Source organism: Rathayibacter sp. AY1H2 (genome assembly GCF_002931985.1).
GTDB lineage: Bacteria > Actinomycetota > Actinomycetes > Actinomycetales > Microbacteriaceae > Rathayibacter.
This window is the reverse complement of sequence record NZ_PSUV01000008.1, coordinates 99857-124265: the sequence shown is the minus strand read 5'-3', so window position 1 is coordinate 124265 and position 24409 is coordinate 99857. Positions and strand designations below refer to the sequence as shown.

Genomic DNA, 24409 nt, shown 5'->3' with positions numbered 1-24409 from the left:
GAAGGACCCCTCATGACCCTCGTCGTCACCGGAGCCACCGGCCACCTCGGCCGTCTCGCCGTCGAGCACCTGCTCGCCCGCGGCACCGCCGCCTCCGACATCGTCGCCACCGGCCGCGACGCCGCGAAGCTCGAGGCGCTCGCCGCCGACCTCGGCGTCCGCACCGCCGTCGCGGACTTCGACGACCCCGCCTCGCTCGACGCCGCCTTCTCCGGCGCCGAGGCCGTCCTCCTCGTCTCGGGCTCCGAGGTCGGCAGGCGCGTCGCGCAGCACACCGCCGCGATCGACGCCGCCGTCCGCGCCGGCGCGCGCCTGGTCTACACGAGCGCCCCGAAGGCGACCACGAGCGCGCTCATCCTCGCCCCCGAGCACAAGGCCACGGAGGAGGCGATCGCCGCCAGCGGCATCCCCGCCGTCGTCCTCCGCAACGGCTGGTACAACGAGAACTACGAGCAGACCGTCGCCGAGCTCGCCTCCACCGGCAGCACCCTCTCGAGCGCCGGCGAGGGCCGCGTCGCCAGCGCCGCGCGCACCGACTACGCCGAGGCCGCAGCGGTCGCCCTGACCGACCCGTCCCTGGTCGGCACCGTGCACGAGCTCTCCGGCGACACCGCCTGGAGCTTCGACGAGCTGGCCGCGATCGTCGCCGAGGTCGCCGGACGCGACGCCGCGATCAGTCACGTCTCCTCCGACGAGCACGCCCGCGTCCTCACCGGCGCCGGCGTCCCCGAGGGCGGAGTCGGCTTCGTCGTCGGCCTCGACGCGAACATCGCCGACGGCCTCCTCGGCGGGACCGACGGCTCGCTCGCCCGCCTGATCGGGCGGCCGACCACGCCGATCCGCGCGTACGTCGAGGAGCAGCTCGGGCGCTGACGCTCCGGCGTCCCCGTCGGCCACCGTCCGGCTCGCAGGAGCAGTCCGCCCCCGCGAGCCGGACGGTGGCGCGCCCGGCCCTCCCGCGGCTCCGCGCCCGCCCTCCGCGGCTCCGCGCTCGACCCGCCGCACCTCGCGCCACCGTGTCGGCGCCCCGACGTAGGCTGTCCGCCATGACCTCGACGACGCCTCGCTCCGGTATCGACCGCTCCGAACTCGACCCCGCGACGCGCCCGCAGGACGACCTCTACCGGCACGTCAACGGGCTCTGGATCGACCGCACCGAGATCCCCGCCGACAAGGCGCGCTACGGCTCCTTCCACGTCCTCCAGGAGGAGGCGGAGAAGGCCGTGCGCGACATCATCGTCGAGGCGCAGACCGCGCAGCACGGCACCGAGGAGCGCCTGTTCGGCGACCTCTACGCCTCCTTCATGGACGAGGAGCGGGCCGAGGAGCTCGGCGCCGCCCCGATCGCCGACGACCTCGCCGCCGTGCAGCGGGTCGACTCGATCCCCGGCCTGCTCCGCGCGGTCGGCGCCTTCGAGCGCACCGGCGTCCCCGGGCTCTTCGGCCTCTTCGTCGACAACGACCCGGGCAGCCCCGAGCGCTACCTCGTCTTCGTCAACCAGGGCGGCCTCGGCCTGCCGGACGAGAGCTACTACCGCGAGGAGGAGTTCGCCTCCGTCCGCGAGGCCTACACGCCGTTCGTCGCGCGGATGCTGGCCCTGGCCGGCATCGACGCCGCCGAGGCCCGCGCCGAGCGCATCATCGCCCTCGAGACCGACCTGGCCGCCGCGCACTGGGACAAGGTCCGCAGCCGCGACAGCCAGGCGACCTACAACCTCCGCTCCTGGTCCGAGGTCGAGGAGCTCGCCGCGGGCGTCGACCTCGGCGTCTGGCTCACCGCGATGGGCGCTCCGGAGGGGGCGCTCGCCGAGGTGGTCGTCCGCCAGCCGAGCTTCCTCCAGGGCCTCGCGGGCCTGCTCACCGAGGACCGGCTCCCGGCCTGGCGCGACTGGCTGTCCTGGCAGGTGATCCGCGGAGCCGCGGCCTACCTGTCCAGCGGCTTCGTCGACGCCAACTTCGACTTCTACGGCCGCACCCTCACCGGCACCCCGCAGAAGCGGGAGCGCTGGAAGCGCGCCGTCTCGCTCGTCGAGGGCTCGCTCGGCGAGGCGGTCGGCCGCACCTACGTCGCCCGCCACTTCCCCGAGACGGCGAAGGCCGCGATGGACGTGCTGGTCGCGAACCTCATCGAGGCGTACCGCCGCTCCATCGTCGACCTGGAGTGGATGAGCCCCGCCACCCGCGAGCGCGCGCTCGAGAAGCTCGCGAAGTTCACGCCCAAGATCGGCTACCCGGTGCGCTGGCGCGACTACTCCGCCCTCTCGATCGACCCGGCCGACCTGCTCGGCAACGCCCGCCGCGTGGCCGAGTTCGAGTTCGCCCGCGAGCTCGGCAAGATCGGCCGCCCGCTCGACCGCGACGAGTGGTTCATGACCCCGCAGACGATCAACGCGTACTACAACCCGGGCTTCAACGAGATCGTCTTCCCGGCCGCGATCCTGCAGTTCCCCTTCTTCGACGAGGCCCGCGACCCCGCCGCGAACTACGGAGCGATCGGCGCCGTCATCGGTCACGAGATCGGCCACGGCTTCGACGACCAGGGCTCGCGCTTCGACGGCGACGGCCGCCTCACCGACTGGTGGACCGAGGAGGACCGGGCCGCGTTCGAGGAGCGGACGAAGGCGCTCATCGCGCAGTACGACGCGCTCGCTCCCGCGACCACGCCCGGGCACCACGTGAACGGCGCCCTGACCATCGGCGAGAACATCGGCGACCTCGGCGGTCTCGGCATCGCCTGGAAGGCGTACCTGCTCTCGCTGGACGGCGAGGAGCCGCCCGTCGTGGACGGCCTGACCGGCGCCGAGCGCTTCTTCCTCTCCTGGGCGCAGGCCTGGCAGCAGAAGTCCCGCGACGAGGAGACGATCCGCCTCCTCGCCATCGATCCGCACGCTCCGGCCGAGTTCCGCTGCAACCAGATCGTCCGGAACATCGACGAGTTCTACGCTACTTTTGACGTCTCCGAAGGCGACGCCCTCTGGCTCTCCCCGAGCGAGCGCGTCACCATCTGGTAGTCGCCGCCGACCACCTCCGCACCACGGACGAGGAGCCCCGGGCATCGAGAGCCGACCGATGCCGCGGGGTCGTCCGCCGATCGCGCGTCCTGCCGGCGCGTGAGGACCCAGGTCCCCCCTCCGCACGACCGCACTCCCGACCCGTAGAGGGGCCGTACCCGTGGTGATCCCCACCAGCGAGACCCGCCGTGAGAGCCGACGCAACCGCCGGGGGCGCCACAAGGGCGGCGGCGACCGCGAGAACTTCCAGCGCGGCTTCGACGCCCTCGGCCGTCTCGCGATCGACGGGGTCGTCGTCTCGGCGCGCGCCGTCGACCTGGCGAACGGCCGCACCCTGTTCGCGGTCGACGACTCCGTCTCGATGCCCACCGCCTCCCTCGGCACCGTCGTGCTGCTGATCGAGGTCGCCGCCCGGCTGGCGAACGAGCCGCAGGAGAACCTGCGCCTGGTCGACCGGACCGCGGCGGACGCGGTCTCGGGCTCCGGGCTCTGGCAGCACCTCCAGGTGCCGTCGATGCCGATCGCCGACCTCGCCGCCCTCGTCGGGGCCTCCAGCGACAACCTCGCGACCAACGTCCTGCTGCGCCGCGTCGGTCTCGACGCCGTGCGCGAGCGGGCCGAGGCGCTCGGCCTCTCCCGTACCGCCCTGCTCGACGTCGTGCGCGACGAGCGCGGTCCCGACGACGCGCCGCAGCTCTCGATCGGCTCCGCGCGCGAGCTGACCTGGCTGCTCGCCACGCTCGCGAACGGCGAGATCGTCGACGCCGCCGTGAGCTCGCGGGTGATCGGCTGGCTCTCGCTCGGCACCGACCTCTCGATGGTCGCCGCCTCGTTCGGGCTCGACCCGCTCGCCCACCGCCACCCCGACCACGGCGTCCTGCTCGTCAACGCGACCGGCACCGACGTCGGCGTCCGCGCCGAGGCCGGAGTCCTCCGCGGCCCGCGCGCCGGAGTCGCCTACGCGGTCGCCACCCAGTTCGACGACACGACCCTGCACTACCGCCTCGCGGTGCTGGAGGGCATGCGCACCCTCGGAGCCGACCTGCTCGAGTACGTGCACTGACGGCTGCCGGGGCGGAGGCTCCTCCGGAGCAGGCCGACCCCGCGGGGCCCCTCGGGTGCCCCGTCAAGTCCGTGACCGCCTCCGGGGGCGCGACCTAGGCTGCCCGCAGCGGCGCCGCCTCCCGGGCGCACCGCGGAGAGGGAACCATGAGCAGCTTCGGCTTCGACGCCCCCGAGGACGTCACCGACACCACCCGCCCCGACGGCGACTCCCTGCCGGTCCCGCCGGAGGACCCGGCCGAGATCGACGACCCCGAGTCGATCGACGAGGCGCTCGACCAGGGCGCCGACGCCCGGCTCGGCGACGACCAGGACCCGCCGGAGCACCCCTTCATCCCGTCGCCCAGCTGATCGGCCGGCCGGGCGCCCAGCGGCGCCCGGCTCCTCCGTCCTGGCTTCTCCTCCGAGCCGATTACTCCTTCGACCCCGGCTTCAGGCGGCTCGCGAGGCGCTTGATCGGGTGGGCGGGCTCGCGCTCCGCCGGATCCTCGACCTCGAGGCCGTAGAACGTGCCGATGTCGCCGACGAACGCCTTGCGGCGGGCCTTGTCGTACGCGCGGATCTCGCGTCGGAAGGCGATCACCGTCGCGACGCACATCAGGATCATCACGACGCTGAACGGCAGGGCCGAGAGGATCGCCGCGGTCTGCAGGGCGTCGAGGCCGCCGGCGATCAGGAGCGACAGGGCGAGCAGCGCGGTCGCGACGGCGAAGAACACGCGGATGCGGTTGCGCGGCTCCGGCTCGCCGCCGGTCGCGATCATCGACATCACGAGCGCTCCGGAGTCGGCGGAGGTCACGAAGAAGACGCCGATGAGGAGGATCGCCCCGATCGTCAGCACCGAGCCCGCGGGCAGTCCCTGCAGCATCGAGAAGAGCGCCAGGTTGGTGTCGACCGAGCCGTCGGCGCCGACGAGGCCGCCGTCGCCGTAGAGCTCGCGGTAGATGGCGGTGCCGCCGAGGACGCTGAACCAGAGGAAGGTCATGATCGTCGGCACGAGCAGCACGCCGCCGACGAACTCGCGGACCGTCCGGCCCTTGGAGACGCGGGCGATGAAGATGCCGACGAACGGCGCCCACGACATCCACCAGCCCCAGTAGAACGTGGTCCACGAGGCCTGCCACTGCTCGCCCTCGCGGCCGGCGTAGGCGCTGACCGTGAAGGTCAGGCCGATGAAGTTCTGCAGGTAGTTGCCGAGCGACTGCACGAACTCGCGCAGGAGGAACTGGGTCGGGCCGGCGACGAGCACGAAGACGAGGAGCGCCGCGGCGAGCAGCAGGTTGCCGGTCGAGAGCCACTTCATGCCCTTGCCGACGCCCGAGATCAGCGAGAGCACGGTCAGGCCGGTGACCACGGCGATGACCACGATCTGCACGGTGAGCGACGACTCCACGACGCCGCTCGCCTCCAGGCCCGCCGAGATCTGGGTGACGCCCAGGCCGAGCGAGGTCGCGACTCCGAACATGGTGCCGACCAGGGCGACCACGTCGATCGCGTTGCCCCAGCCGCCGCGGACCCGGCGGCCCAGCAGCGGCTCCAGCGCCCAGCGGATCGACACCGGCCGCTTGCGGCGGTGGATCGCGTAGGCGAGGGCGAGGCCGACCACCACGTAGATGGACCAGGCGTGGACGCCCCAGTGCAGGTAGGTCTGCGAGATCGCGCTCTGCGCGAGCTGCGTCTCGGTGCCGGTGACGCCCGGGCGCGGAGTGGCGAAGTGGGTGAGCGGCTCCGCGACGCCGTAGAAGACGAGGCCAATGCCCATGCCGGCGGCGAAGAGGAGCGAGATCCAGGCGAGCATCGAGAACTCGGGCTCGTCGTCGTCGGCGCCGAGCTTGATGTCGCCGAAGCGGCTGACGCCCATCCAGATCGCGAAGGCCACGAAGACCGCGGCGATCAGCACGTAGTACCAGCTGAACGTGTTGACGACCGTGGTCTGCAGTGTCGAGAACACGGAGGTCGCGGCGTCGGGCGCGAGGATCGCGAAGGCCGCGATCGACAGCGTGAGGACGGCGGCGGGCCAGAAGACCCACCGCGCGAGGCGGTGCGGAGGGGCGGTCGTGCCCGCGGTGGCGGGGGCGGTGTCCGGGGAGGACGGGTGCTCGGACATGGGGTCCTCTCGTCGGCGGCAACCGTCCACGGTACACGGGGGCCCGTCGGCGGCCCCGGCCGGGGGAGCCGGGCTGGCATGATCCGGCCCCGGTGCGGGAGGCTGGACCCGTGCAGTTCAGAGTGTTCACCGAACCCCAGCAGGGCGCGAGCTACGAGGACCTCCTCGCCGTCGCGCAGGCCGCCGAGAGCCTCGGCTACGACGGCTTCTTCCGCTCCGACCACTACCTCCGGATGGGGGACGGCGATCCCGGCGTGGGCCCGTCCGACGCGTGGACGACGCTCGCCGGCCTCGCCCGCGAGACCGAGCGGATCGCGCTCGGCACCCTCGTCTCCTCCGTCACCTACCGGCCGCCGGGGATCCTCGCGATCCAGGTCGCCCAGGTCGACGCGATGTCCGGGGGCCGTGCCGAGCTCGGCCTCGGCACCGGCTGGTTCGAGGAGGAGCACGCCGCGTACGGCATCCCCTTCCCTCCGCGCCGCTTCGACCTCCTCGAGGAGCAGCTCGAGATCGTGACCGGCCTGTGGTCGACGCCGGTCGGCGAGCGCTACTCCTTCGCCGGCGAGCACTACACGCTGACCGACTCCCCGGCCCTGCCCAAGCCCGCCCGCCTGCCGCTGCCGGTGATCGTCGGCGGCGGCGGCCCCAAGCGGACCCCGGCGCTCGCGGCGCGGTTCGCGAGCGAGTTCAATCTGCCCTTCCCCGAGTTCGACGCGATCCCGGGGGCCTTCGAGCGCGTCGACGAGGCGTGCCGGGCGATCGGGCGCGAGCCCTCGTCGCTGGTGCACTCGGTCGCGCTGATCGCGGTCGGCGGAGGGGACGAGGCGGAGTTCACGCGTCGTGCGGCGGCGATCGGCCGCGAGCCCGCCGAGCTGCGCGAGCACGGAGTGGCCGGCGGCGTCGACGAGGCGGTCGACCGCCTCGAGTCCCTCCGCGAGGCCGGCTGCGAGCGCGTCTACCTGCAGTTCATGGACCTGCAGGACCTCGACCACCTCGACTTCTTCGCCCGGGAGGTCCTGCCGCGCCTGTCGGCGTAGGGCGGGCGCCGCTGCTGACTCTGCTCCGACCGTCCAGAAGTCGTCGCACTCGCGCTCGACTGCGACGACTCCTGGTCACTCGCGGGCTGCGGGCAGCACGCTCCGGCCCGCGCGCCCGGGCGTCCGCCCGCGCCGCGGCCTACGCTGGAGGGATGGCGGACACGATCGAGCGCGCGGACGAGCGCCTGGCGACCCGCTCGGCGGCCGAGGTCCCGTGGATCGTGCTGGTCTGGGACGATCCGGTCAACCTGATGTCGTACGTCTCGTACGTCTTCCGCAGCTACTTCGGCTTCGGCCGGGCCGAGGCGGAGCGGCTGATGCTGCAGGTGCACACCGAGGGGCGCGCGGTCGTCGCGACCGGCAACCGCGAGGAGATGGAGCGGCACGTGGAGGCGATGCACGGCTACGGCCTGTGGGCGACGCTGCAGAAGGCCGACGCGTGAGCGCCCCGCTGCGCCCCGCGGCCGCGGAGACCGGAGAGCACCCCGCTCGCGGCATCCGAGGACTCGGCTGATGCGCGCGTTCCGCCGCGACTCCTCCGGAGCCGCCGTCGCCCGTTTCGACCGCGAGGAGGCCGGGATCCTCCGCCATCTGGCCGGCGAGATGCTCGAGCTGCTCGATCGCGGGGCGTCCTCGGAGGAGGCCCGCTCCGATCCGGCGCTCGCCCGCCTCCTGCCCGACGCCTACCGCGACGACGCCGAGGCGGCCGACGAGTTCCGCCGCTTCACCGCTCCGGACCTCGCCGCCCGCAAGATGGACGACGCCCGTGCCGTCACGGCGGCCCTCGACGCCGGCGACGGCACGAGTCACGGCCGGATCTTCGAGGGGCTGGGCGAGGTCGCGGTCCGTCTCGAGGAGCCGCAGGCGATCGCCTGGCTCCGCGCACTGACCGACATGCGGCTCGCTCTGGCCGTGCGGCTGGGGATCGACGACACCGACGACGTCGTCCCGGAGGAGGGGAGTGCGGCCGCGATCCGCAGCGTCTACGACTGGCTGGGCGGCGTGCAGGACGGACTCGTCCGCGCCGTCGACGTGTGATCCACTCGTCCCTCCAGCGATTCCACAGCTGTGGACAACCCTGTGGAAAGGTGTGGAGAACCGGCTCCGGGAGCACCTCCGAACGGCGGAGCGCCGGGCGCGGGGGTGTGGAAACGCGTAGCGTCCACCCTGTGAACACTCCGAGCACCGCCGACGCCCAGCGCACCGCCGACGACATCCAGGACTCCCGGGCGGTGCGGACCCTCGCCCGCGGCGGCTTCGCGGCGAACGGCCTCGTCCACCTCCTGATCGGAGTGATCGCCCTCGGCGTGGCCCGCGGCGGCGGAGGCGAGGCCGACCAGAGCGGTGCTCTCGGCGCCCTCGCGGCGCAGCCCGGCGGTCTGGTGATCCTCTGGATCTGCACGGTCGGCCTCTTCGGCCTGGCGCTCTGGGGGCTGCTCGAGGCGTTCCTCGTCCGCCCGCGCGAGAGCGCCCTGAAGACCTGGGGCAGCCGGCTGAAGGAGGCGGGCAAGGCCGTCGTCTACGGCGCCCTCGGCGTGACGGCGCTGAAGTTCGCGACGGGCGGCGGGTCGAGCTCGTCCGAGTCGTCCGAGAGCGCGAGCGCGCAGGTGCTCTCGGCGCCGGGCGGAGTCGTGCTGCTCGTGATCGCGGGACTGGCCGTCCTCGCGGTCGGCGGCGTCTTCGTGTACCGCGGAGCGAGCAGGAAGTTCCTCGAGAACGTCGCGGAGCCGGGCGGTACGGCGGGCACCGTCGTCACCGTGCTCGGCGTCGCCGGCTACGTCGCCAAGGGCGTGGTCCTCGGCGCTCTCGGCGTGCTGCTGATCGTCGCCGCCGTCACCCATGATCCGGAGCAGGCGGGCGGGCTCGACGAGGCGCTGAAGTCGCTCGTGGAGCTGCCGGCAGGTGTGCTCCTCCTCGGCTTCGTCGCCGTCGGTTTCATCGCCTACGGGCTCTTCTGCTTCGCCCGCGCGCGCTGGCCGCGCCTCTGATGTCGGATAGCGGATCCGCTCCTTACATGTCACCCCCCTTCCGCGCAACTGGTCCCGCCGTCCCGGAGTCGGTGACACGCTGAGGCCTGTGAGTGCTGGAGGCGAGGACGCGACCGGAGGACGGGTGCGTCCGCCGCTGACGCAGGACGCCGCCCGTCTGCTGGCCCGCTCCGCCACGGGGGACGCCTCCGCTCTGGGAGAGCTCGTCGACCGCTTCGGCGGCCTCGTCTCGGCGTGCGTCGGCACGGTCCAGGCCGACCCGGCCGGCCGCGACCGGCTCTGCACCGACGTCTTCACCGCCGTCTGGCGCCGCTCCCGCGAGGGCGCCCGCTCGCCGGAGCCCGTGCTCTGGGTGCTCGAGGTCCTCTGCGAGACCCTCGGCACCGCGCACGAGCTCGCCCGGCGGCCGCTCGGCAGCGGCCTGCTCGCCCTCGACTGCCCGGACCGCGAGCTCCTGCTGCTGGCTGCGGCCGGCGGCTTCTCGCAGGCCGAGATCTCGGCGCTGACCGGGATCGACGAGTTCCGGCTGCGCTCGATCCTCCGGAACGCGCTCGAGGCGCTCCAGGGTCGCGACAGCGATCTTCTGACGGCCTGACCGCCGGAGCCGTCGCGGGAGTAAAGTTGAGTCCGTCGAACTCAACTTTCGAGCCACGGAGGAGACCACCATCATGCAGGCCGGTCGGATGCCCCAGCAGGACGAGAAGTCCGCACTCGAGCAGTACGGCGTCAACCTGACCGCCATCGCGGCGAGCGGCAAGCTCGATCCGGTGATCGGGAGGGATGCCGAGATCCGGCGCGTCAGCCAGGTGCTCACGCGCCGCACCAAGAACAACCCCGTTCTCATCGGCGAGCCCGGCGTCGGCAAGACCGCCGTCGTCGAGGGGCTCGCGCAGCGGATCGTCGCGGGCGACGTCGCCGAGAGCCTCAAGGGCAAGCAGCTCGTCAGCCTCGACCTCTCGGCCCTGATCGCCGGAGCGAAGTACCGCGGCGAGTTCGAGGAGCGGCTGAAGGCCGTGCTCCAGGAGATCGAGGAGTCCGACGGCCGGATCATCACCTTCATCGACGAGCTGCACACGCTGATGGGCGCGGGCGGCGGCGAGGGATCGGTGGCGGCCGCGAACATGCTCAAGCCCATGCTGGCGCGCGGCGAGCTGCGGATGATCGGCGCGACGACGCTCGACGAGTACCGCCAGTACATCGAGAAGGACGCCGCTCTCGAGCGCCGCTTCCAGCAGGTCTTCGTCGGCGAGCCGACCGTTGAGGACACCGTGGCGATCCTCCGCGGGCTGAAGGAGCGCTACGAGGCGCACCACAAGGTGGCGATCGCCGACTCCGCCCTGGTCGCCGCCGCGTCGCTCTCGAACCGCTACATCACCTCCCGCCAGCTGCCGGACAAGGCGATCGACCTGATCGACGAGGCCGCGTCGCGGCTGCGCATGGAGATCGACTCCGCTCCCGTCGAGATCGACGAGCTGCGCCGCTCCGTCGACCGGCTGAGGCTCGAGGAGCTGGCGCTGAAGAAGGAGAAGGACGAGGCCTCGAAGGCGCGGCTCGAGAAGCTGCGCGAGGACCTGGCCCGCCGCGGCGCCCAGCTCGAGGAGCTGCAGGAGCGCTGGGAGCGCGAGCGCGCCTCCCTCAACCGCGTCGGCGAGCTCAAGAACCGGCTCGACGCCCTGCGGATCGCCGCCGAGCGCGCGCAGCGCGAGGGGAAGCTCGAGCGCGCGTCGAAGCTGCTCTACGGCGACATCCCGGTGATCGAGCGCGAGCTCGCGGCCGCCGAGGCGGAGGAGGAGCCGGCCGAGGGCCGCATGGTCAACGAGCAGGTGACGGCCGACGACATCGCCGCGGTGATCGCCGCCTGGACGGGGATTCCCGTCGGGCGTCTCCTGCAGGGCGAGACCGAGAAGCTGCTGCACCTCGAGACCGAGCTGCACCGCCGACTGATCGGCCAGGACGAGGCGGTGTCGGCCGTCGCGGACGCGGTGCGCCGCACCCGCGCGGGCATCTCCGACCCCGACCGGCCGACCGGCTCCTTCCTCTTCCTCGGGCCGACCGGCGTCGGCAAGACCGAGCTGGCGAAGGCGCTCGCCGACCACCTCTTCGACGACGAGAAGGCGATGGTCCGCATCGACATGTCGGAGTACGGCGAGAAGTTCGCCGTCTCGCGGCTGGTCGGCGCCCCTCCCGGCTACATCGGCTACGAGCAGGGCGGCCAGCTCACGGAGGCGGTCCGCCGCCGCCCGTACTCGGTGGTGCTCCTCGACGAGATCGAGAAGGCGCACCCCGAGGTGTTCGACGTCCTGCTGCAGGTGCTCGACGACGGCCGGCTCACCGACGGTCAGGGGCGGACGGTCGACTTCCGCAACACGATCCTCATCCTCACCTCCAACCTGGGGTCGCAGTTCCTCGTGGACCCGGCGCTGTCGCGGCCGCAGAAGGAGGAGGCGGTCCAGCAGATGGTGCGCCAGGCCTTCAAGCCCGAGTTCGTGAACCGGCTCGACGACATCGTGATCTTCGACGCGCTCGACCGCACCGAGCTCGGCGAGATCGTGTCGCTGTACGTCGACCGGTTGTCGAGGAGGCTCTCGGAGCGACGGCTCGACCTGGCGGTGACGCCCGCGGCCCGCGGGTGGCTGGCCGAGCGCGGCTACGACCCGCAGTACGGCGCGCGGCCGCTGCGCCGGCTGATGCAGCGGGCGATCGACGACCAGCTGGCGACGGCGCTGCTCGGCGGCACGGTGCGCGACGGGGACGTGGTGCTGGTGGACGTGGCGCCGGACGGCGAGAGCCTGTCGGTGACGGCCGGGATGCCCGCGTCGGACTGACAGGGGTGCTCGACCCCTGTCGCGAGTCCGACTTCTGCGTACTCGCAGGGGAGAGGAGCGCGCGGGTGGCGACGGAAGTTCCCTCCACAGGGCGCGCGAGGGCGGGAGTCGTCCACAGTCGCGGGATCCGCGGCGCGCCCGTCCGGCGGGCTCCGTAGCGTCGGCGGCATGTCCTTTGAAACGCCCGGCCCCCGGATGGCCGACCTCCCTCCCGAGGAGAGGCCGAGGGAGCGCCTCCGCGCCTACGGACCGGAGGCGCTCACCGACGCCGAGACCCTCGCCGTGCTCATCGGGGCCGGCGTCCGCGGCGCCAACGCGACCGTCGTCGCGCAGCGCCTCCTCGCGCGCTTCGGCGGCATCGACGCCGTCGCCCGGGCCGGGGTGGGCGATCTGATGCGGCACCGCGGAGTCGGCGAGGTCGCCGCCTGCCGCCTGGTCGCCTCCTTCGAGCTGCGGCGGAGGATGAACCGCGCCTCGCGCGCCGCCCGGGTGACCGACGCCGCCGGCCTGGCCGGGCTCGTCGCTCCGCTGCTGGCCGCCCGGCCGGTCGAGACCGTGCTGGCGGTGGCGCTCGCCGAGTCCGGAGCCGTCCGCGACGTCCTGACGCTGGCCGACGGAGCCCCGGCGCACGCCGAGATCCCCGTCGCCGCCGTGCTCGCCGAGGTGCTGGCGCGCGGCGCGGCGGGCATCGGCCTGGCGCACAGCCACGCGGGCGAGGCCGTGGTGCTCCCCTCCGACCGTGCGGCGACGCGGGCGATCGCCGACGGGGCAGAGGCGTGCGGCCTGCGGTTCCTCGCGCACGTCGTGATCGGGCGCGACGGCTGGGCGGAGGCGCAGCCGTGACGCGGCGCAGGGCTGCTGCGGGGCCCCTCCGTTCCGGCAGGACGCCTCCCGCCCGGCGCCGGACCGCCCCCGGCCGCGCCCCGGCTCTCCACCTGGGCCGCGTCGGCGCGCGTTCGTGCAAGCCCCCGCCTCTCCGGCGCCCGCGGCCGGTCGCGGGCGTACCGTGGACGCCGACCCCATCCCCCTCCCGACCAGGAGCACCCATGCGAGCAACACTCATCCACGGCGAGCGCGACATCCGACTCGAGGAGGTCCCCGACCCGCAGCTCTCGACGGGGCGCGACGCGATCGTCCGCGTCACCGCGGCCTGCGTCTGCGGCTCCGACCTCTGGCCCTACCGCGGCGTCACTCCCACCAAGGAGGCGCACCGCATCGGCCACGAGTTCGTCGGCGTCGTCGAGGAGATCGGCGACGACGTGCACGACGTCGCGGTCGGCGACTTCGTGATCGCCCCGTTCTACGTCTGCGACGGCACCTGCGCGAACTGCGCCAACGGCGTCTCCACCTCGTGCCTCACCGGCGGCTGGTGGGGCGCTGAGGTCCGCGAGGAGGGCTTCGCGGACGGCGCCCAGGGCGAGAAGGTGCGCGTGCCCCTCGCCGACGGCACGCTCTTCCGCGTGGGCATGGACCCGGATCCGGCGCTCATCCCCAGCCTGCTCACCCTCGCCGACGTGATGGGGACCGGCCACCACGCCGCGGTCTCGGCCGGTGTCACCGCGGGCTCGACCGTCGCGGTCGTCGGCGACGGCGCGGTCGGCCTCTGCGCCGTCCTGGCGGCCAAGCGCCTCGGCGCGACCACGATCATCGCGATGTCGCGGCACGAGTCGCGGCAGAACCTCGCCCGCCGCTTCGGGGCGACCCACATCGTCGAGACCCGCGGCGACGAGGGCGTCGCGCGCGTCCGCGAGCTGACCGGCGGGATCGGCGCCGACTGCGTGCTCGAATGCGTCGGCACCAAGGAGTCGATGCAGCAGGCCCTCGACTCCGCCCGCCCCGGCGGCATGGTCGGCTACGTCGGCGTCCCCAACGGAGGCCCCGAGCTGCCCGTCCGCCAGATGTTCGGCTCGAACGTGGGCGTCAACGGCGGAGTCGCGCCGGTCCGCGGCTACATGGCCGAGCTGCTGCCGGACGTGCTCAGCGGCGCGATCGAGCCCGGTCTGGTCTTCGACCTCGAGCTGCCCCTCGAGGAGATCGCCGAGGCGTACGCCGCCATGGACGAGCGCCGCGCGATCAAGACCCTCGTGCGTCCGTAATCCCGCGGAGGGGCGCCGGCACGGCCGCGAGGAGTAGCCTCCCGCGCATGACCGCGTCAGCCCGCACCGCCACGACGGCGCCCCTCTTCCACCCCGACCTCGCGCTCGGTCGCTTCCTCCCGCCGATCGTCCTCGGCCCGCGACTGCTGCGCCTCGCCACGCGTCGCGTCGCCGAGGGAGGTGAGGCTCCGCCCGACATCGTGGTCGACGACCTCGAGATCCCCGTCGCCGGAGCCGCTCCCGTCCGGGCCCGCAGCTACCGGCCGCGCATCCTCCGCGGTACCGCTCCCGCGCTCCTCTGGGTGCACGGCGGCGGCATGGTGCTCGGCAGCCACCTCCAGGACGAGGCGTCCTGCATCGACTTCGCCCGCACCCTGGGCATCACGGTCGTCTCCGTCGACTACCGCCTCGCGCCCGCGCATCCGGCCCCGGCTGCCGTCGAGGACGTGCTGGCCGCGTTCGACTGGCTCGTCGAGCACGCGCAGGAGCGCGGCGTCGACCCGGCGCGCATCGCCGTCGGAGGCGCGAGCGCGGGCGGCGGCATTGCCGCGGGTGCGACCCTCCTCGCCCACGACCGCGGAGGAGCGCAGCCCGCGTTCCAGCTGCTCGTCTACCCGATGCTCGACGACCGCACCGTCACCCGGCCCGGTCCTCCTCCGCGCGGAGTCCGCGTCTGGACCCCGGGCAGCAACCGCTTCGGCTGGACCGCCTACCTCGCTGGCGAGCCCGGCGGCCCCGGCGTCACGGCCTACGCCGCCCCCGCCCGCCGCGACGACCTCGCGGGCCTGCCGCCGGCCTGGATCGGCGTCGGCGGCCTCGACCTCTTCCACGACGAGGACGTCCGCTACGCCGAGCGCCTGCGCGCGGCCGGAGTGCCGTGCGGGCTCGAGATCGTGGAGGGCGCCTTCCACGGCTTCGACGCCCTGTTCCGCCGGACCGGCGTGGCGAAGCGCTTCTGGGCGGCGCAGGCCGCGGCGCTCGGCGAGGCCCTCCTCGCCTGACCTCCGCGTCGACGCGCCGGGCCGATTCCGTCTCCGGCGCTCGGCACTGCGAGGCTGAGGGGCGACGGCCGCCGCCGCCCGCGCGTCATTTGTGCCGTGCCTGCCGCGCATCCCTCTCCGCCCGCCGCCCCGCCCCGCCCCGTCTCCCGGAGGACCCATGGACATCGACCGCCTCGCCACCCGCTACGAGATCGCCCTGCCCGCCTGGATCGGTGACGCCCTCCGCGACGTCCCCGAGGTCCTCCCGAGCCTCGAGGACCGGATGGCCCTCGTGCACGCGCTCGCCGACCGCAACTTCCGCGAGGGGAACGGCGGCCCGTTCGCGGCGATCGTCGTCGAGCGCGACTCCGGTCGTCTCGTCTCGGTCGGAGTGAACGTCGTCCTCGGCAGCGGGGTCTCGTCCGGCCACGCCGAGGTGACGGCGCTCGGTCTCGCGCAGACCGCGCTCGGCACCTGGGACCTCGGCGGCGAGGGCCTCCCCGCGCACGACCTGGTCGTCAACTGGCGCCCGTGCGTGCAGTGCTACGGAGCGACGATGTGGTCGGGGGTGCGCCGCCTGGTCGTCGCGGGCTCCGGCCCCGAGCTCGAGGAGATCAGCACCTTCGACGAGGGCCCGATGCGCGAGGACTGGGCCGCGCAGTTCGAGGCCCGCGGCATCGAGGTCGTCGACGGCGTGCTCCGCGACGAGGCCCTCGACGTGTTCCGCGCCTACCGCGCCTCCGTCGACTCCGGCGAGGTGCTCGTCTACAACGCCCGCGCCGACTCCTGATACCGCGGCGGGACCGGACCGCGCGGCGGTTCCGCGCCGGACGCAGGGGAGCCCCGCCTCAGCGGGGCCCCGTGCGGTCCTGAGCTGCCGGCCGCTGGAAGCGGTCAGCGGCGGCTCAGCGCCACCAGTCGTCGAACATCGACAGCGGCACCTGGCGCTTGTGCTCGGTCGCGGCGTACCGCGCCTCGATGGCCTCGGCGACGGCCTGGTCGACCTCGCCGCCCTCGAGGTACGTGTCGAGGTCGGCGTAGGTGAGCCCGAGGTTCGTCTCGTCGGTCTGGCCGGGGTTGTCGTCGAGCAGGTCCGCCGTCGGCGCCTTCTCGTAGAGCCGGGCCGGTGCGTCCAGGTGCTCGAGGAGCGAGCGCCCCTGCCGCTTGGTGAGGCCGGTGAGCGGGAGGACATCGGCGCCGCCGTCGCCGTACTTCGTGAAGAAGCCGGTGACCGCCTCGGCCGCGTGGTCGGTCCCGACGACGAGCATCCCGGCCTGGCCGGCGATCGCGTACTGCGCGATCATCCGCATCCGCGCCTTCACGTTGCCCTTCACGAAGTCGCTGATCGGCTCGTCGACCGCGTCGCCGAATGCTGCGGTCACGCCGTCGACGCCCTGGTGGATGTCGAAGACGACCTGGCGGTCCGGGCGGATGAACGTGAGGGCGAGCTGGGCGTCCTCCTCGTCGGCCTGCACCTTGTACGGCAGGCGGACCGCGATGAGGGAGGCGTCGCCGCCGCTCGCGCGGACCTGCTCGACCGCGAGCTGGCAGAGGCGCCCGGCGAGGCTCGAGTCCTGGCCGCCGCTGATGCCGAGGACGAGGCCCTTCGCGCCGGTGCTGCGGAGGTAGTCGGCGAGGAATCCGCTGCGCCGTTCGACCTCGACGGCCGGATCGACGGCGGGGGAGACGTGGAGCTCGGAGATGATCTGCTGTTGGACGTCGCGCACGGCTTCACGCTACTCCGGATGCTCCCCGGCGGCCCCTCCTCGCCGCGGACGCGCAGGCTCCCGACGCCTCCCCGAAACAGGGTCCGCCCGCCGCGTCCGACTGGCGCGGCGCCTACCCGCGCTCGGCGACGATGCGGGCGATGCGCGCCGGGACGGTGTCGTCCTGGAGGCTCGTCACGTCTCCGAGCGGGCGGCCGTCGCGGATGTCGCCGAGCAGCCGCCGCATGATCTTGCCGGAGCGGGTCTTGGGCAGATCCGGCACCACCACCACGTCGCGCGGCTTGGCGATCGGACCGATCGCGACCGCCACGTGGTCGCGCAGGAGCGCCGAGAGCGTCGTGCCGAGCGCGGCCCAGTAGGCCGGGTCCTCCTCGGCGCGGTCGACGGCCTCGTCGGAGGGGATGACGAACGCCGCGATGGCCTGGCCGGTCGTCGCGTCGGCGACTCCGACGACTCCGGCCTCGCCGACGGCCGGATGGGCGACGAGTGCCGACTCGATCTCGATCGTGGACAGGCGGTGCCCGGAGACGTTGATGACGTCGTCGACGCGGCCGAGCACCCAGACGTCGCCGTCGGCGTCGTACTTCGCGCCGTCCCCGGAGAAGAACCACCCCTGGGACGCGTAGCGGGCCCAGTAGGAGTCGCGGTACCGCTCCGGGTCGCCCCACACGGTGCGGGCGAGCGCCGGCCCGGTCCGGTCGACCACGAGGTAGCCGCCGGAGCCGTTCGGCACCCGCTCGCCGTGCTCGTCCACCACGAGGACGCCGAGCCCGGGCAGGGCTCCGAGAGACGAGCCCGGCTTGAGGGTCGAGACGCCCGGCAGCGGGCACATCACTGCGGCGCCGGTCTCGGACTGCCACCAGGTGTCGACGATCGGGCAGCGTCCGCCGCCGATCGCCTCGTGGAACCAGACCCAGGCCTCGGGGTTGATGGACTCGCCGACGGTGCCGAGCAGGCGCAGGCTCGACAGGTCGTACCGGGCGGGCACGCCCTCGGGGAACCAGGTCATCAGCGTCCGGATCAGCGTCGGCGCCGTGTAGTAGACGGTCACCCCGTACCGCTCGATGATCTCGAAGTGCCGGGCGGTGTGCGGGGTGCTCGGGGTGCCCTCGTAGATGACCTGGGTGAGCCCGTTCGAGAGCGGTCCGTAGATCTCGTAGGTGTGCGCGGTGACCCAGGCGAGGTCGGCGGTGCACCAGTGCACGTCGTCCGGCTTCGCGTCGAACACCGCCCAGTGCGTCCAGGAGGCCTGCGTGAGGTAGCCGCCGCTGGTGTGCACCAGCCCCTTGGGCTTCCCGGTCGTGCCGGAGGTGTAGATGATGAACAGCGGCGTCTCGGAGTCGAAGGCCTCGGCCTCGTGGACGTCGCTCTGCGCGTCGACCAGCTCGTGCCACCAGACGTCGCGGCCCGGGGTCCACGGGACGTCGGTCTCATCGGTGCGGCGGACGACGAGGACGTGCTCGATCGACGCGACGCCCTCGACCGCCCGGTCGGCGCTCGCCTTGACCGGCACCGCCGCTCCGCGCCGGAACTGCCCGTCCGTGGTGACCAGGAGCTTCGCGCCGGTGTCCTCCACGCGGAACCGCACCGCCTCGGCGGAGAAGCCGCCGAAGACGAGCGAGTGGATCGCTCCGATCCGCGCGATCGCGAGCGTGATGACGATGGTCTCGGGGATCACCGGCAGGTAGACGACGACGCGGTCGCCCTTTCCGATCCCGAGCGCGGTCAGCGCGTTAGCGGCGCGGGAGACCTCGCGCTGGAGCTCGGCGTAGGTGATCGACCGCCGGTCGCCGCGCTCGCCCTCGAAGTGGAGGGCGGTCTTCCCGCCGCGTCCCGCGTCCACGTGGCGGTCGACGCAGTTGACGGCCACGTTCAGCCGCCCGCCCTCGAACCAGGTCGTGCGCGGCACCGAGAGCGAGCCGTCGGGCAGCGGAGCGGCAGGCTCCCAGCTGTGGGCGGTGTGCCACGGCTCCGCCCACTCGAGGCGGCGGGCCGCCTCCTCCCAGAACGCGACCGGATCGGCGGCGGCGCGCGAGTACTCCTCCGCGCCCGCGTTCGCCTGCGCGGCGAAGGCCGCGGGCGGGGGGAACCGGCGGTGCTCGTCGAGCAGGTTGGCGATCGTCCCGCTCACGCTCGGAGCTCCCTCCCCGGCGCTCACGCCCACTTCCTCACGGCGTAGCGCTGGAACACGCCGACGACGGCATCGGTGAGCTTGCCCAGCACGGCCAGCAGGACGATCGCCAGGAACACCCGGTCGATCCGGCCGTTGTTCTGGCTGTCGATGAGGCGGAAGCCCAGGCCCATCGAGGAGGCGATGAGCTCGGAGGCGACCAGGAACAGCCACGACTGGGCGAGCGCGAGGCGCAGCCCGGAGATCACGGACGGGATAACCGCGGGCAGCTGCACCGTCGTGAAGAGCCGGACGCCCGAGAGGCCGAAGGCGCGGCCGGCCTCGACGAGGTGCCGGTCGACGTGGCCGAGCGCCGTGGCCACCGTGGTGAAGACGGGGAAGAACGCGCCGATCGTGATCAGCGTGATCTTCGACTCCTCGCCGATGCCCATCCAGAGCAGCAGCAGCGGGACCCAGGCCAGCGACGGGACCGCCCGGATCGCGCCGAGGGTCGGGCCGAGGACGACCTCCCAGACGCGGGAGAGCCCGAAGAGCGCGCCGACCACGAGGCCGAGCGCCGAGCCGAGCGCGAACCCGATGAGCACGCGCTGCGTCGAGATGGCGACGTCCTGGCCGAGGTCGCCGCGCTGGGCGAGGTCGACGCCGGCCGCCCAGACCATCGCGGGCGAGGGGAAGACCGCCACCGAGACCATCCCGGTCGTCGTCGCGATCTGCCAGGCGGCGAGCAGCAGCACGGGCAGGACCGCGCCTCCCGCGACCACGAACCACCGTCGCGTGGTGAGCGGGTGGGAGCGGTCCTCGCGGAGGCGGCGCTGGGAGGCCGCGACCGACGGGCCCGCCGTCACGAGTCCGGGCTCACCCGGCATCGGCGCGGACAGCGCGCTCCGCCGCAGCACATCGGCGTCGGTCGCGGTGTCGTCGTCGCGGATCGTCATCGTCGGTCTCCTCGGATCACGGGGTCGGGGGCGGAGGGCCGGACCCTCAGGCGCCGATGGCGCTCGGGTCGGCCGCCGAGGCGTAGGTGTCGTCGAGCAGCGAGTCGAGCGCGTCGTCGACCTGCTGCTGCGAGGCGACGTCGCCGTTCTCGACGAAGATCGGGCCGATCACGGCGAGCACGTCGGTCTGCGCGGAGCCGGGGACGTTGTCGACGTCGAGGTTGCTGCGCTCGGTGATGACCGTCGTCGCCACCGCCACGTCGAGGCCGGCGACGGAGGCGAGGATGCTCGCCGTCTCGTCCTGGTTCTCGAGCGCCCAGGCGCGGGCGTGCTCGTACGCGTTCACGACGGTCTGCGCGAGGTCCGGCTTCTCGGCGAGGAAGCTCTCGGTCGCGTTGAGCAGGCCGTAGGAGTTGAAGTCGACGTTGCGGTAGAGCAGGGTCGCCCCGGCCGCCTCGGCGCCGGCCATGATCGGGTCCAGGCCCGCCCAGGCGTCGACGGAGCCGTTCTGCAGCGCCGCCCAGCCGTCGGCGTGCTGCAGGTTCTGCACCGTCACGTCGCCGATGCCCAGCCCGGCGGCCTCGAGCGCCTGCACCAGGAAGAAGTAGGGGTCGGTGCCCTTGGTGGCCGCGATCTGCTTGCCCTTGAGCTGCTCGACCGACGTGATCGCCGAGCCGGCGGGGACGACGAGGGCCGACCACTCCGGCTGCGAGAAGATGTCGATCGTCCTGATCGGCGAGCCGTTCGAGCGGGCGAGCAGCGCGGCGGAGCCGGCGGTGGAGCCGACGTCGATCGCTCCGGCGCGCAGGGCCTCGTTGGCCTTGTTGGAGCCGGCCGACTGCACCCAGGCGACGGTGACCTGCTGCTCGGCGAGGGCGGCCTCGAGCCAGCCCTTCTCCTTGATGACCAGGCTCAGCGGGTTGTACGTCGCGAAGTCGAGCGTGAGCGTGCCGCCCTGAGTTCCTCCGGAGGCGGCGTCGGCGGTCGCGGCCGCCGCTCCTCCTCCGCCCTCGCCCTGCACGCAGCCCGCGAGGAGCGGGACGGCGGCGGCGGTGAGCAGACCGGCGAGAGCGGTGCGGCGGGCGAGCGGGGAGCTGGTGAACGACATGGGGGCCTCGGCTTCGGGGATGCGGTGACAGCGAGTGTGGACGCTGCAGGGGAGGGGCGGTGCGGGGAGGTGCTCGTGCGGTGGAGAGCGGGAGGAGGAGGCGGCTGGGGAGGGAGGTCGTGCCGCCCGGACCGTGCCGCCCGGGTGGAGGGATGCGGGTCGATCCGCCCGGGGTCAGTGCCGCTCGATGCCCAGCCCCGCGAGGAGCTCGGCCCGGTGCTCGGCGAGCTCCGCCGAGCCGCGGTCGCGCGGCCGCGCTCCGGGGACGGTGACGATCCGCTGGATGCGCGAGACGCCTCCGGGCTCGTCGCGCCCGAGGAGCACGATGCGGTCGGCCAGCTGGAGGGCCTCGTCGACGTCGTGGGTGACGAGGAGGATCGTCGCCGGAGCCGCCGCGTGCACGTCGAGCAGCAGGTCCTGCATCCGCAGGCGGGTCAGCGCGTCGAGCGCCCCGAAGGGCTCGTCCAGGAGGAGCACGCCGGGGTTCCGGGCGAGGGCGCGGGCGAGGGAGGCGCGCTGGGCCATCCCTCCGGACACCTCGCGGGGCCGCGAGCGGGCGTGCGCGGTGAGGCCGACCAGCGAGAGCAGCTCGTCGACGGCGGCGCGGGCGGCCGGGCGCGGGGTGCCGCGGGGCAGGCCGAGCGCGACGTTGTCGGCGATGCTCCGCCAGGGCAGCAGCCGCGGCTCCTGGAACGCCACCGCGCAGCGCGGGTCGATGCCGGAGACGGGGGCGCCGTCGATGAGGACGGACCCCTCGGAGGCGGTGTCCAGGCCCGCCGCGATGCGCAGCAGCGTGGACTTGCCGCAGCCGCTCGGGCCGAGGATCGCGATGACCTCGCCCGCGGCGGCCTCGAGCGTCACGTCCGTCAGCACGGGGGACCCGGGCGCGAATGTGCGGCCGACCCCCTCGAAGCGCACGGGGAACGCCGACTGGCCGAGCTCGGCGTCGAAGGCCAGGCTCGTGCGGGCGGCGGGGGTGGCGGGCATGTCTCTCCGGGCAGCGGGACGGACGGGCGGATCGTCCGATCGTACGGAGAGGCTCCCGGCGGCACAGCGGGGACCGACACGGGGAGTAACACAGGGGTGGGACGCGGAAGGCCTCCCCGGTCCGCGGACGGGGGAGGCCTTCCGCCGGAGGGCTACGCCTGGACGAGCACGAGCTCCTCGAGGGGCAGGCGGGTGCGCGGCGCGGTCTCGCGCTCGCGGAGGGTCTCGTTCGCCAGCGCGTCGGCGTCGGCCGCGACTCCCACCGCGGCGATCGTCACCGGGTCGAAGCGCTCGTCGACGCCGAACGCGGCGCGGACGGCGTCCTTGTCGAAGCCGGCCATCTGGTGCACGTGCAGGCCCTCGTGGTGCGCCTGGACGCTGAGGTGGGCGATCGACTGGCCGAGGTCGTAGACGGCCCAGGGGCGCGGCTTCCCCTCGGAGTCGACGGTCTCGGCGAGCGCGACGACCAGGACGGCGGCGGAGCCGGCCCAGGCGCCGTTGAAGCCGGCGAGCGTCGCGACGATGCGGTCGAACCCGTCGGTTCCGCGGCGGGCGACGATGAAGCGCCACGGCTGCGAGTTGCTGGCGGACGGGGACCAGCGCGCGGCCTCGAGGAGGGACGCGAGGGTCTCGTCGGAGACGGTCGCGGTCGCGTCGTAGGAGCGGGGGCTCCAGCGCTCCGCGAGGACGTCGAGGATCGGGGCGCTGGTGCTGGCGGTGCGGGAGGCGGTGGCGGACATCGCGGGGCTTCTTCCGTGCGGGGGACTGGGGGAGGGGCTCCGTCGCCCGTGGAGCCCAACCGTCCCCGCCCCGCGGGCATTCCCGCGCGTGCACCGCAGGCGCCCGCACGCGCGTTCGCCCACGGAGGAGCGGGCCGCCTCCGAGCCCCGGAACGGTACGGTGGGAGACGGCGTGGTCACCTCGCGCACCACCATCCACGACTCTGGAGGATCATCCATGGCCCAGCACTTCGACGTCGTCGTCCTGGGGGCAGGCCCCGGCGGATACGTGGCCGCGATCCGCGCCGCCCAGCTCGGCAAGTCCGTCGCCGTCGTCGAGAAGCAGTACTGGGGCGGTGTCTGCCTCAACGTCGGCTGCATCCCGTCCAAGGCGCTGCTGCGCAACGCGGAGCTCGCCCACCTCTTCCACACCCAGGCGAAGCAGTTCGGCATCTCGGGCGACGTCTCGTTCGACTTCGGCGCGGCGTTCGACCGCAGCCGCTCGGTCGCGGACGGCCGCACCAAGGGCGTCCACTTCCTGATGAAGAAGAACAAGATCGCCGAGTTCGACGGCGTCGGCTCCTTCACCGGCCCGCAGGGCCTCGACGTGCAGCTGAGCAAGGGCGGCACGGAGTCGCTGACCTTCGACGACGCGATCATCGCGACCGGCGCGAGCGTCCGCCTCCTCCCCGGCGTCGAGCTCTCCGAGAACGTCGTCACCTACGAGACACAGATCATGACCCGCGAGCTCCCCGACACGATGGCCATCGTGGGCGCGGGCGCGATCGGCATGGAGTTCGCCTACGTCCTCAAGAACTACGGCGTCGACGTGACGATCATCGAGTTCATGGACCGCGCCCTCCCCAACGAGGACCCGGACGTCTCCAAGGAGATCCAGAAGCAGTACAAGAAGCTCGGCGTCGAGATCCTGACCTCGACCAAGGTCGAGTCGGTCGTCGACAAGGACGGCTACGTCACGGTCACCTACACCGCGAAGGACGGCACGCAGTCGACCCTCGAGGTCGACAAGGTGCTCATGTCGATCGGCTGGGTCCCCCGCACCGAGGGCTTCGGCCTCGAGAAGACGGGTGTCGAGCTCACCGAGCGCGGCGCGATCGCGATCGACGACCACATGCGCACCAACGTGCCGCACATCTACGCCATCGGCGACGTCACCGCGAAGCTCCAGCTCGCGCACGTCGCGGAGGCGCAGGGCGTCGTCGCCGCCGAGACCCTCGCCGGTGCCGAGACCCAGACCCTGGGCGACTACCGGATGATGCCGCGCGCGACGTTCTGCCAGCCGCAGATCGCCTCCTTCGGCCTCACCGAGAAGCAGGCGACGGACGAGGGACACGAGATCACCGTCTCGACCTTCCCCTTCATGGCGAACGGCAAGGCCCACGGCCTCGGCGAGCCCACCGGCTTCGTGAAGCTCATCGCGAGCAAGAAGTACGGCGAGCTCCTCGGCGCCCACATGATCGGTCCGGACGTCTCGGAGCTGCTCCCCGAGCTCACGCTCGCCCAGAAGTGGGACCTCACCGCGACCGAGCTGGCCCGCAACGTGCACACCCACCCGACGCTGTCGGAGGCGCTGCAGGAGGGCTTCCACGGCCTCAAGGGGCACATGATCAACATGTAGGGCTCGTCCCTCCACGGCCTCCGGCCCGCAGGATCCCGCTCGGCTCGTCCGCGGCGG

The 24409-nt window shown here is 73.3% G+C and carries 22 protein-coding genes; 15 read left to right on the top strand and 7 right to left on the bottom strand.

The genetic code is table 11. The features are described 5' to 3' along the window. Positions 1-12: 12 nt before the first annotated feature. The 4 genes from C5C29_RS08115 (at position 13) to C5C29_RS08100 (ending at position 4424) form a co-directional block, all read left to right on the top strand. Positions 13-873 (top strand): NmrA family NAD(P)-binding protein, encoded by an 861-nt coding sequence (locus C5C29_RS08115; RefSeq protein WP_104222835.1) that lies wholly within the window; start codon positions 13-15, stop codon positions 871-873. A gap of 173 nt (positions 874-1046) precedes the next feature. Further along, complete coding sequence (locus C5C29_RS08110) at positions 1047-3011, top strand: M13 family metallopeptidase (protein ID WP_104308227.1); 1965 nt, start codon at positions 1047-1049, stop codon at positions 3009-3011. 160 nt (positions 3012-3171) lie between these two features. Next, positions 3172-4074 carry a serine hydrolase gene (locus C5C29_RS08105; protein WP_104308226.1) on the top strand — a complete coding sequence of 301 codons (903 nt, stop codon included), beginning with the start codon at positions 3172-3174 and terminating at the stop codon, positions 4072-4074. Positions 4075-4220: 146 nt separating this feature from the next. Continuing rightward, on the top strand, positions 4221-4424 hold the full coding sequence (locus C5C29_RS08100) for a hypothetical protein (RefSeq protein ID WP_104222832.1): 204 nt from the start codon (positions 4221-4223) through the stop codon (positions 4422-4424). A 61-nt stretch (positions 4425-4485) separates the two neighbouring features. Here C5C29_RS08100 and C5C29_RS08095 read toward each other — a convergent pair whose 3' ends face one another. Next, positions 4486-6180, bottom strand: a complete 1695-nt coding sequence (locus tag C5C29_RS08095) for a BCCT family transporter (RefSeq protein WP_104308225.1) — start codon at positions 6178-6180, stop codon at positions 4486-4488. A 110-nt stretch (positions 6181-6290) separates the two neighbouring features. Between C5C29_RS08095 and C5C29_RS08090 the strand changes: the two genes are divergently transcribed. The 10 genes from C5C29_RS08090 (at position 6291) to C5C29_RS08045 (ending at position 15896) form a co-directional block, all read left to right on the top strand. Continuing rightward, positions 6291-7217 carry an LLM class F420-dependent oxidoreductase gene (locus C5C29_RS08090; protein WP_104234367.1) on the top strand — a complete coding sequence of 309 codons (927 nt, stop codon included), beginning with the start codon at positions 6291-6293 and terminating at the stop codon, positions 7215-7217. A gap of 152 nt (positions 7218-7369) precedes the next feature. Beyond that, complete coding sequence (gene clpS / locus C5C29_RS08085; RefSeq protein WP_104222829.1) at positions 7370-7660, top strand: ATP-dependent Clp protease adapter ClpS; 291 nt, start codon at positions 7370-7372, stop codon at positions 7658-7660. Positions 7661-7730: 70 nt separating this feature from the next. Further along, the gene (locus C5C29_RS08080; RefSeq protein ID WP_104225742.1) at positions 7731-8255 is read left to right on the top strand and encodes a DUF2017 domain-containing protein; all 525 of its coding nucleotides are present in this window, start codon (positions 7731-7733) and stop codon (positions 8253-8255) included. Positions 8256-8386: 131 nt separating this feature from the next. After that, positions 8387-9205 (top strand): DUF1206 domain-containing protein, encoded by an 819-nt coding sequence (locus C5C29_RS08075; RefSeq protein WP_104308224.1) that lies wholly within the window; start codon positions 8387-8389, stop codon positions 9203-9205. Between the two features lie 88 nt (positions 9206-9293). Continuing rightward, positions 9294-9800 (top strand): RNA polymerase sigma factor, encoded by a 507-nt coding sequence (locus C5C29_RS08070; RefSeq protein ID WP_146083124.1) that lies wholly within the window; start codon positions 9294-9296, stop codon positions 9798-9800. Positions 9801-9888: 88 nt separating this feature from the next. Next, entirely contained in the window at positions 9889-12030 is a 2142-nt protein-coding gene (locus C5C29_RS08065) for an ATP-dependent Clp protease ATP-binding subunit (protein WP_374952925.1), read from the top strand. 168 nt (positions 12031-12198) lie between these two features. Further along, positions 12199-12873, top strand: a complete 675-nt coding sequence (locus tag C5C29_RS08060) for a RadC family protein (RefSeq protein WP_104225738.1) — start codon at positions 12199-12201, stop codon at positions 12871-12873. 203 nt (positions 12874-13076) lie between these two features. Next, complete coding sequence (locus tag C5C29_RS08055) at positions 13077-14126, top strand: zinc-dependent alcohol dehydrogenase family protein (RefSeq protein WP_104250697.1); 1050 nt, start codon at positions 13077-13079, stop codon at positions 14124-14126. A gap of 47 nt (positions 14127-14173) precedes the next feature. Continuing rightward, positions 14174-15127: an alpha/beta hydrolase gene (locus C5C29_RS08050; RefSeq protein WP_104308223.1), complete on the top strand. Its 954-nt coding sequence runs from the start codon at positions 14174-14176 to the stop codon at positions 15125-15127. A 157-nt stretch (positions 15128-15284) separates the two neighbouring features. Beyond that, on the top strand, positions 15285-15896 hold the full coding sequence (locus C5C29_RS08045) for a nucleoside deaminase (RefSeq protein ID WP_181027247.1): 612 nt from the start codon (positions 15285-15287) through the stop codon (positions 15894-15896). Between the two features lie 115 nt (positions 15897-16011). Here the strand turns inward: C5C29_RS08045 and nadE are convergent, their stop codons facing one another. From nadE to C5C29_RS08015, 6 genes are all read right to left on the bottom strand, one after another. Then, a complete protein-coding gene (gene nadE, locus C5C29_RS08040) occupies positions 16012-16833 on the bottom strand; it encodes an ammonia-dependent NAD(+) synthetase (protein ID WP_104308222.1) in 822 nt (273 codons plus the stop codon). Between the two features lie 112 nt (positions 16834-16945). Further along, positions 16946-18964, bottom strand: a complete 2019-nt coding sequence (acs, locus tag C5C29_RS08035; RefSeq protein ID WP_104225883.1) for an acetate--CoA ligase — start codon at positions 18962-18964, stop codon at positions 16946-16948. Positions 18965-18987: 23 nt separating this feature from the next. Next, positions 18988-19899, bottom strand: coding sequence for an ABC transporter permease (locus C5C29_RS08030; protein WP_258068242.1), 912 nt, complete (start codon positions 19897-19899; stop codon positions 18988-18990). 46 nt (positions 19900-19945) lie between these two features. Further along, positions 19946-21007: an aliphatic sulfonate ABC transporter substrate-binding protein gene (locus C5C29_RS08025; protein WP_104308221.1), complete on the bottom strand. Its 1062-nt coding sequence runs from the start codon at positions 21005-21007 to the stop codon at positions 19946-19948. A gap of 174 nt (positions 21008-21181) precedes the next feature. Then, positions 21182-21994 carry an ABC transporter ATP-binding protein gene (locus C5C29_RS08020; protein ID WP_104222820.1) on the bottom strand — a complete coding sequence of 271 codons (813 nt, stop codon included), beginning with the start codon at positions 21992-21994 and terminating at the stop codon, positions 21182-21184. A gap of 152 nt (positions 21995-22146) precedes the next feature. Next, a complete protein-coding gene (locus tag C5C29_RS08015) occupies positions 22147-22734 on the bottom strand; it encodes a nitroreductase family protein (protein WP_104292823.1) in 588 nt (195 codons plus the stop codon). A 217-nt stretch (positions 22735-22951) separates the two neighbouring features. Here C5C29_RS08015 and lpdA point away from each other — a divergent pair, with 217 nt between their 5' ends. Further along, positions 22952-24352 carry a dihydrolipoyl dehydrogenase gene (lpdA, locus tag C5C29_RS08010; protein ID WP_104222818.1) on the top strand — a complete coding sequence of 467 codons (1401 nt, stop codon included), beginning with the start codon at positions 22952-22954 and terminating at the stop codon, positions 24350-24352. The last annotated feature ends 57 nt before the right edge of the window (positions 24353-24409 follow it).

What these genes read in the sequence shown, in the direction of transcription:
- C5C29_RS08050 (WP_104308223.1), top strand. Translation starts at nt 14,174, where the DNA reads ATGACCGCGTCAGCCCGCACCGCCACGACGGCGCCCCTCTTCCACCCC.
- C5C29_RS08015 (WP_104292823.1), bottom strand. Translation starts at nt 22,734, where the DNA reads ATGTCCGCCACCGCCTCCCGCACCGCCAGCACCAGCGCCCCGATCCTC.
- clpS (WP_104222829.1), top strand. Translation starts at nt 7,370, where the DNA reads ATGGCGGACACGATCGAGCGCGCGGACGAGCGCCTGGCGACCCGCTCG.
- C5C29_RS08065 (WP_374952925.1), top strand. Translation starts at nt 9,889, where the DNA reads ATGCCCCAGCAGGACGAGAAGTCCGCACTCGAGCAGTACGGCGTCAAC.
- C5C29_RS08080 (WP_104225742.1), top strand. Translation starts at nt 7,731, where the DNA reads ATGCGCGCGTTCCGCCGCGACTCCTCCGGAGCCGCCGTCGCCCGTTTC.
- C5C29_RS08020 (WP_104222820.1), bottom strand. Translation starts at nt 21,994, where the DNA reads ATGCCCGCCACCCCCGCCGCCCGCACGAGCCTGGCCTTCGACGCCGAG.
- C5C29_RS08055 (WP_104250697.1), top strand. Translation starts at nt 13,077, where the DNA reads ATGCGAGCAACACTCATCCACGGCGAGCGCGACATCCGACTCGAGGAG.
- C5C29_RS08095 (WP_104308225.1), bottom strand. Translation starts at nt 6,180, where the DNA reads ATGTCCGAGCACCCGTCCTCCCCGGACACCGCCCCCGCCACCGCGGGC.
- C5C29_RS08115 (WP_104222835.1), top strand. Translation starts at nt 13, where the DNA reads ATGACCCTCGTCGTCACCGGAGCCACCGGCCACCTCGGCCGTCTCGCC.
- C5C29_RS08030 (WP_258068242.1), bottom strand. Translation starts at nt 19,899, where the DNA reads ATGACGATCCGCGACGACGACACCGCGACCGACGCCGATGTGCTGCGG.
- C5C29_RS08100 (WP_104222832.1), top strand. Translation starts at nt 4,221, where the DNA reads ATGAGCAGCTTCGGCTTCGACGCCCCCGAGGACGTCACCGACACCACC.
- C5C29_RS08060 (WP_104225738.1), top strand. Translation starts at nt 12,199, where the DNA reads ATGTCCTTTGAAACGCCCGGCCCCCGGATGGCCGACCTCCCTCCCGAG.
- C5C29_RS08045 (WP_181027247.1), top strand. Translation starts at nt 15,285, where the DNA reads ATGGACATCGACCGCCTCGCCACCCGCTACGAGATCGCCCTGCCCGCC.
- C5C29_RS08110 (WP_104308227.1), top strand. Translation starts at nt 1,047, where the DNA reads ATGACCTCGACGACGCCTCGCTCCGGTATCGACCGCTCCGAACTCGAC.
- C5C29_RS08025 (WP_104308221.1), bottom strand. Translation starts at nt 21,007, where the DNA reads ATGTCGTTCACCAGCTCCCCGCTCGCCCGCCGCACCGCTCTCGCCGGT.
- lpdA (WP_104222818.1), top strand. Translation starts at nt 22,952, where the DNA reads ATGGCCCAGCACTTCGACGTCGTCGTCCTGGGGGCAGGCCCCGGCGGA.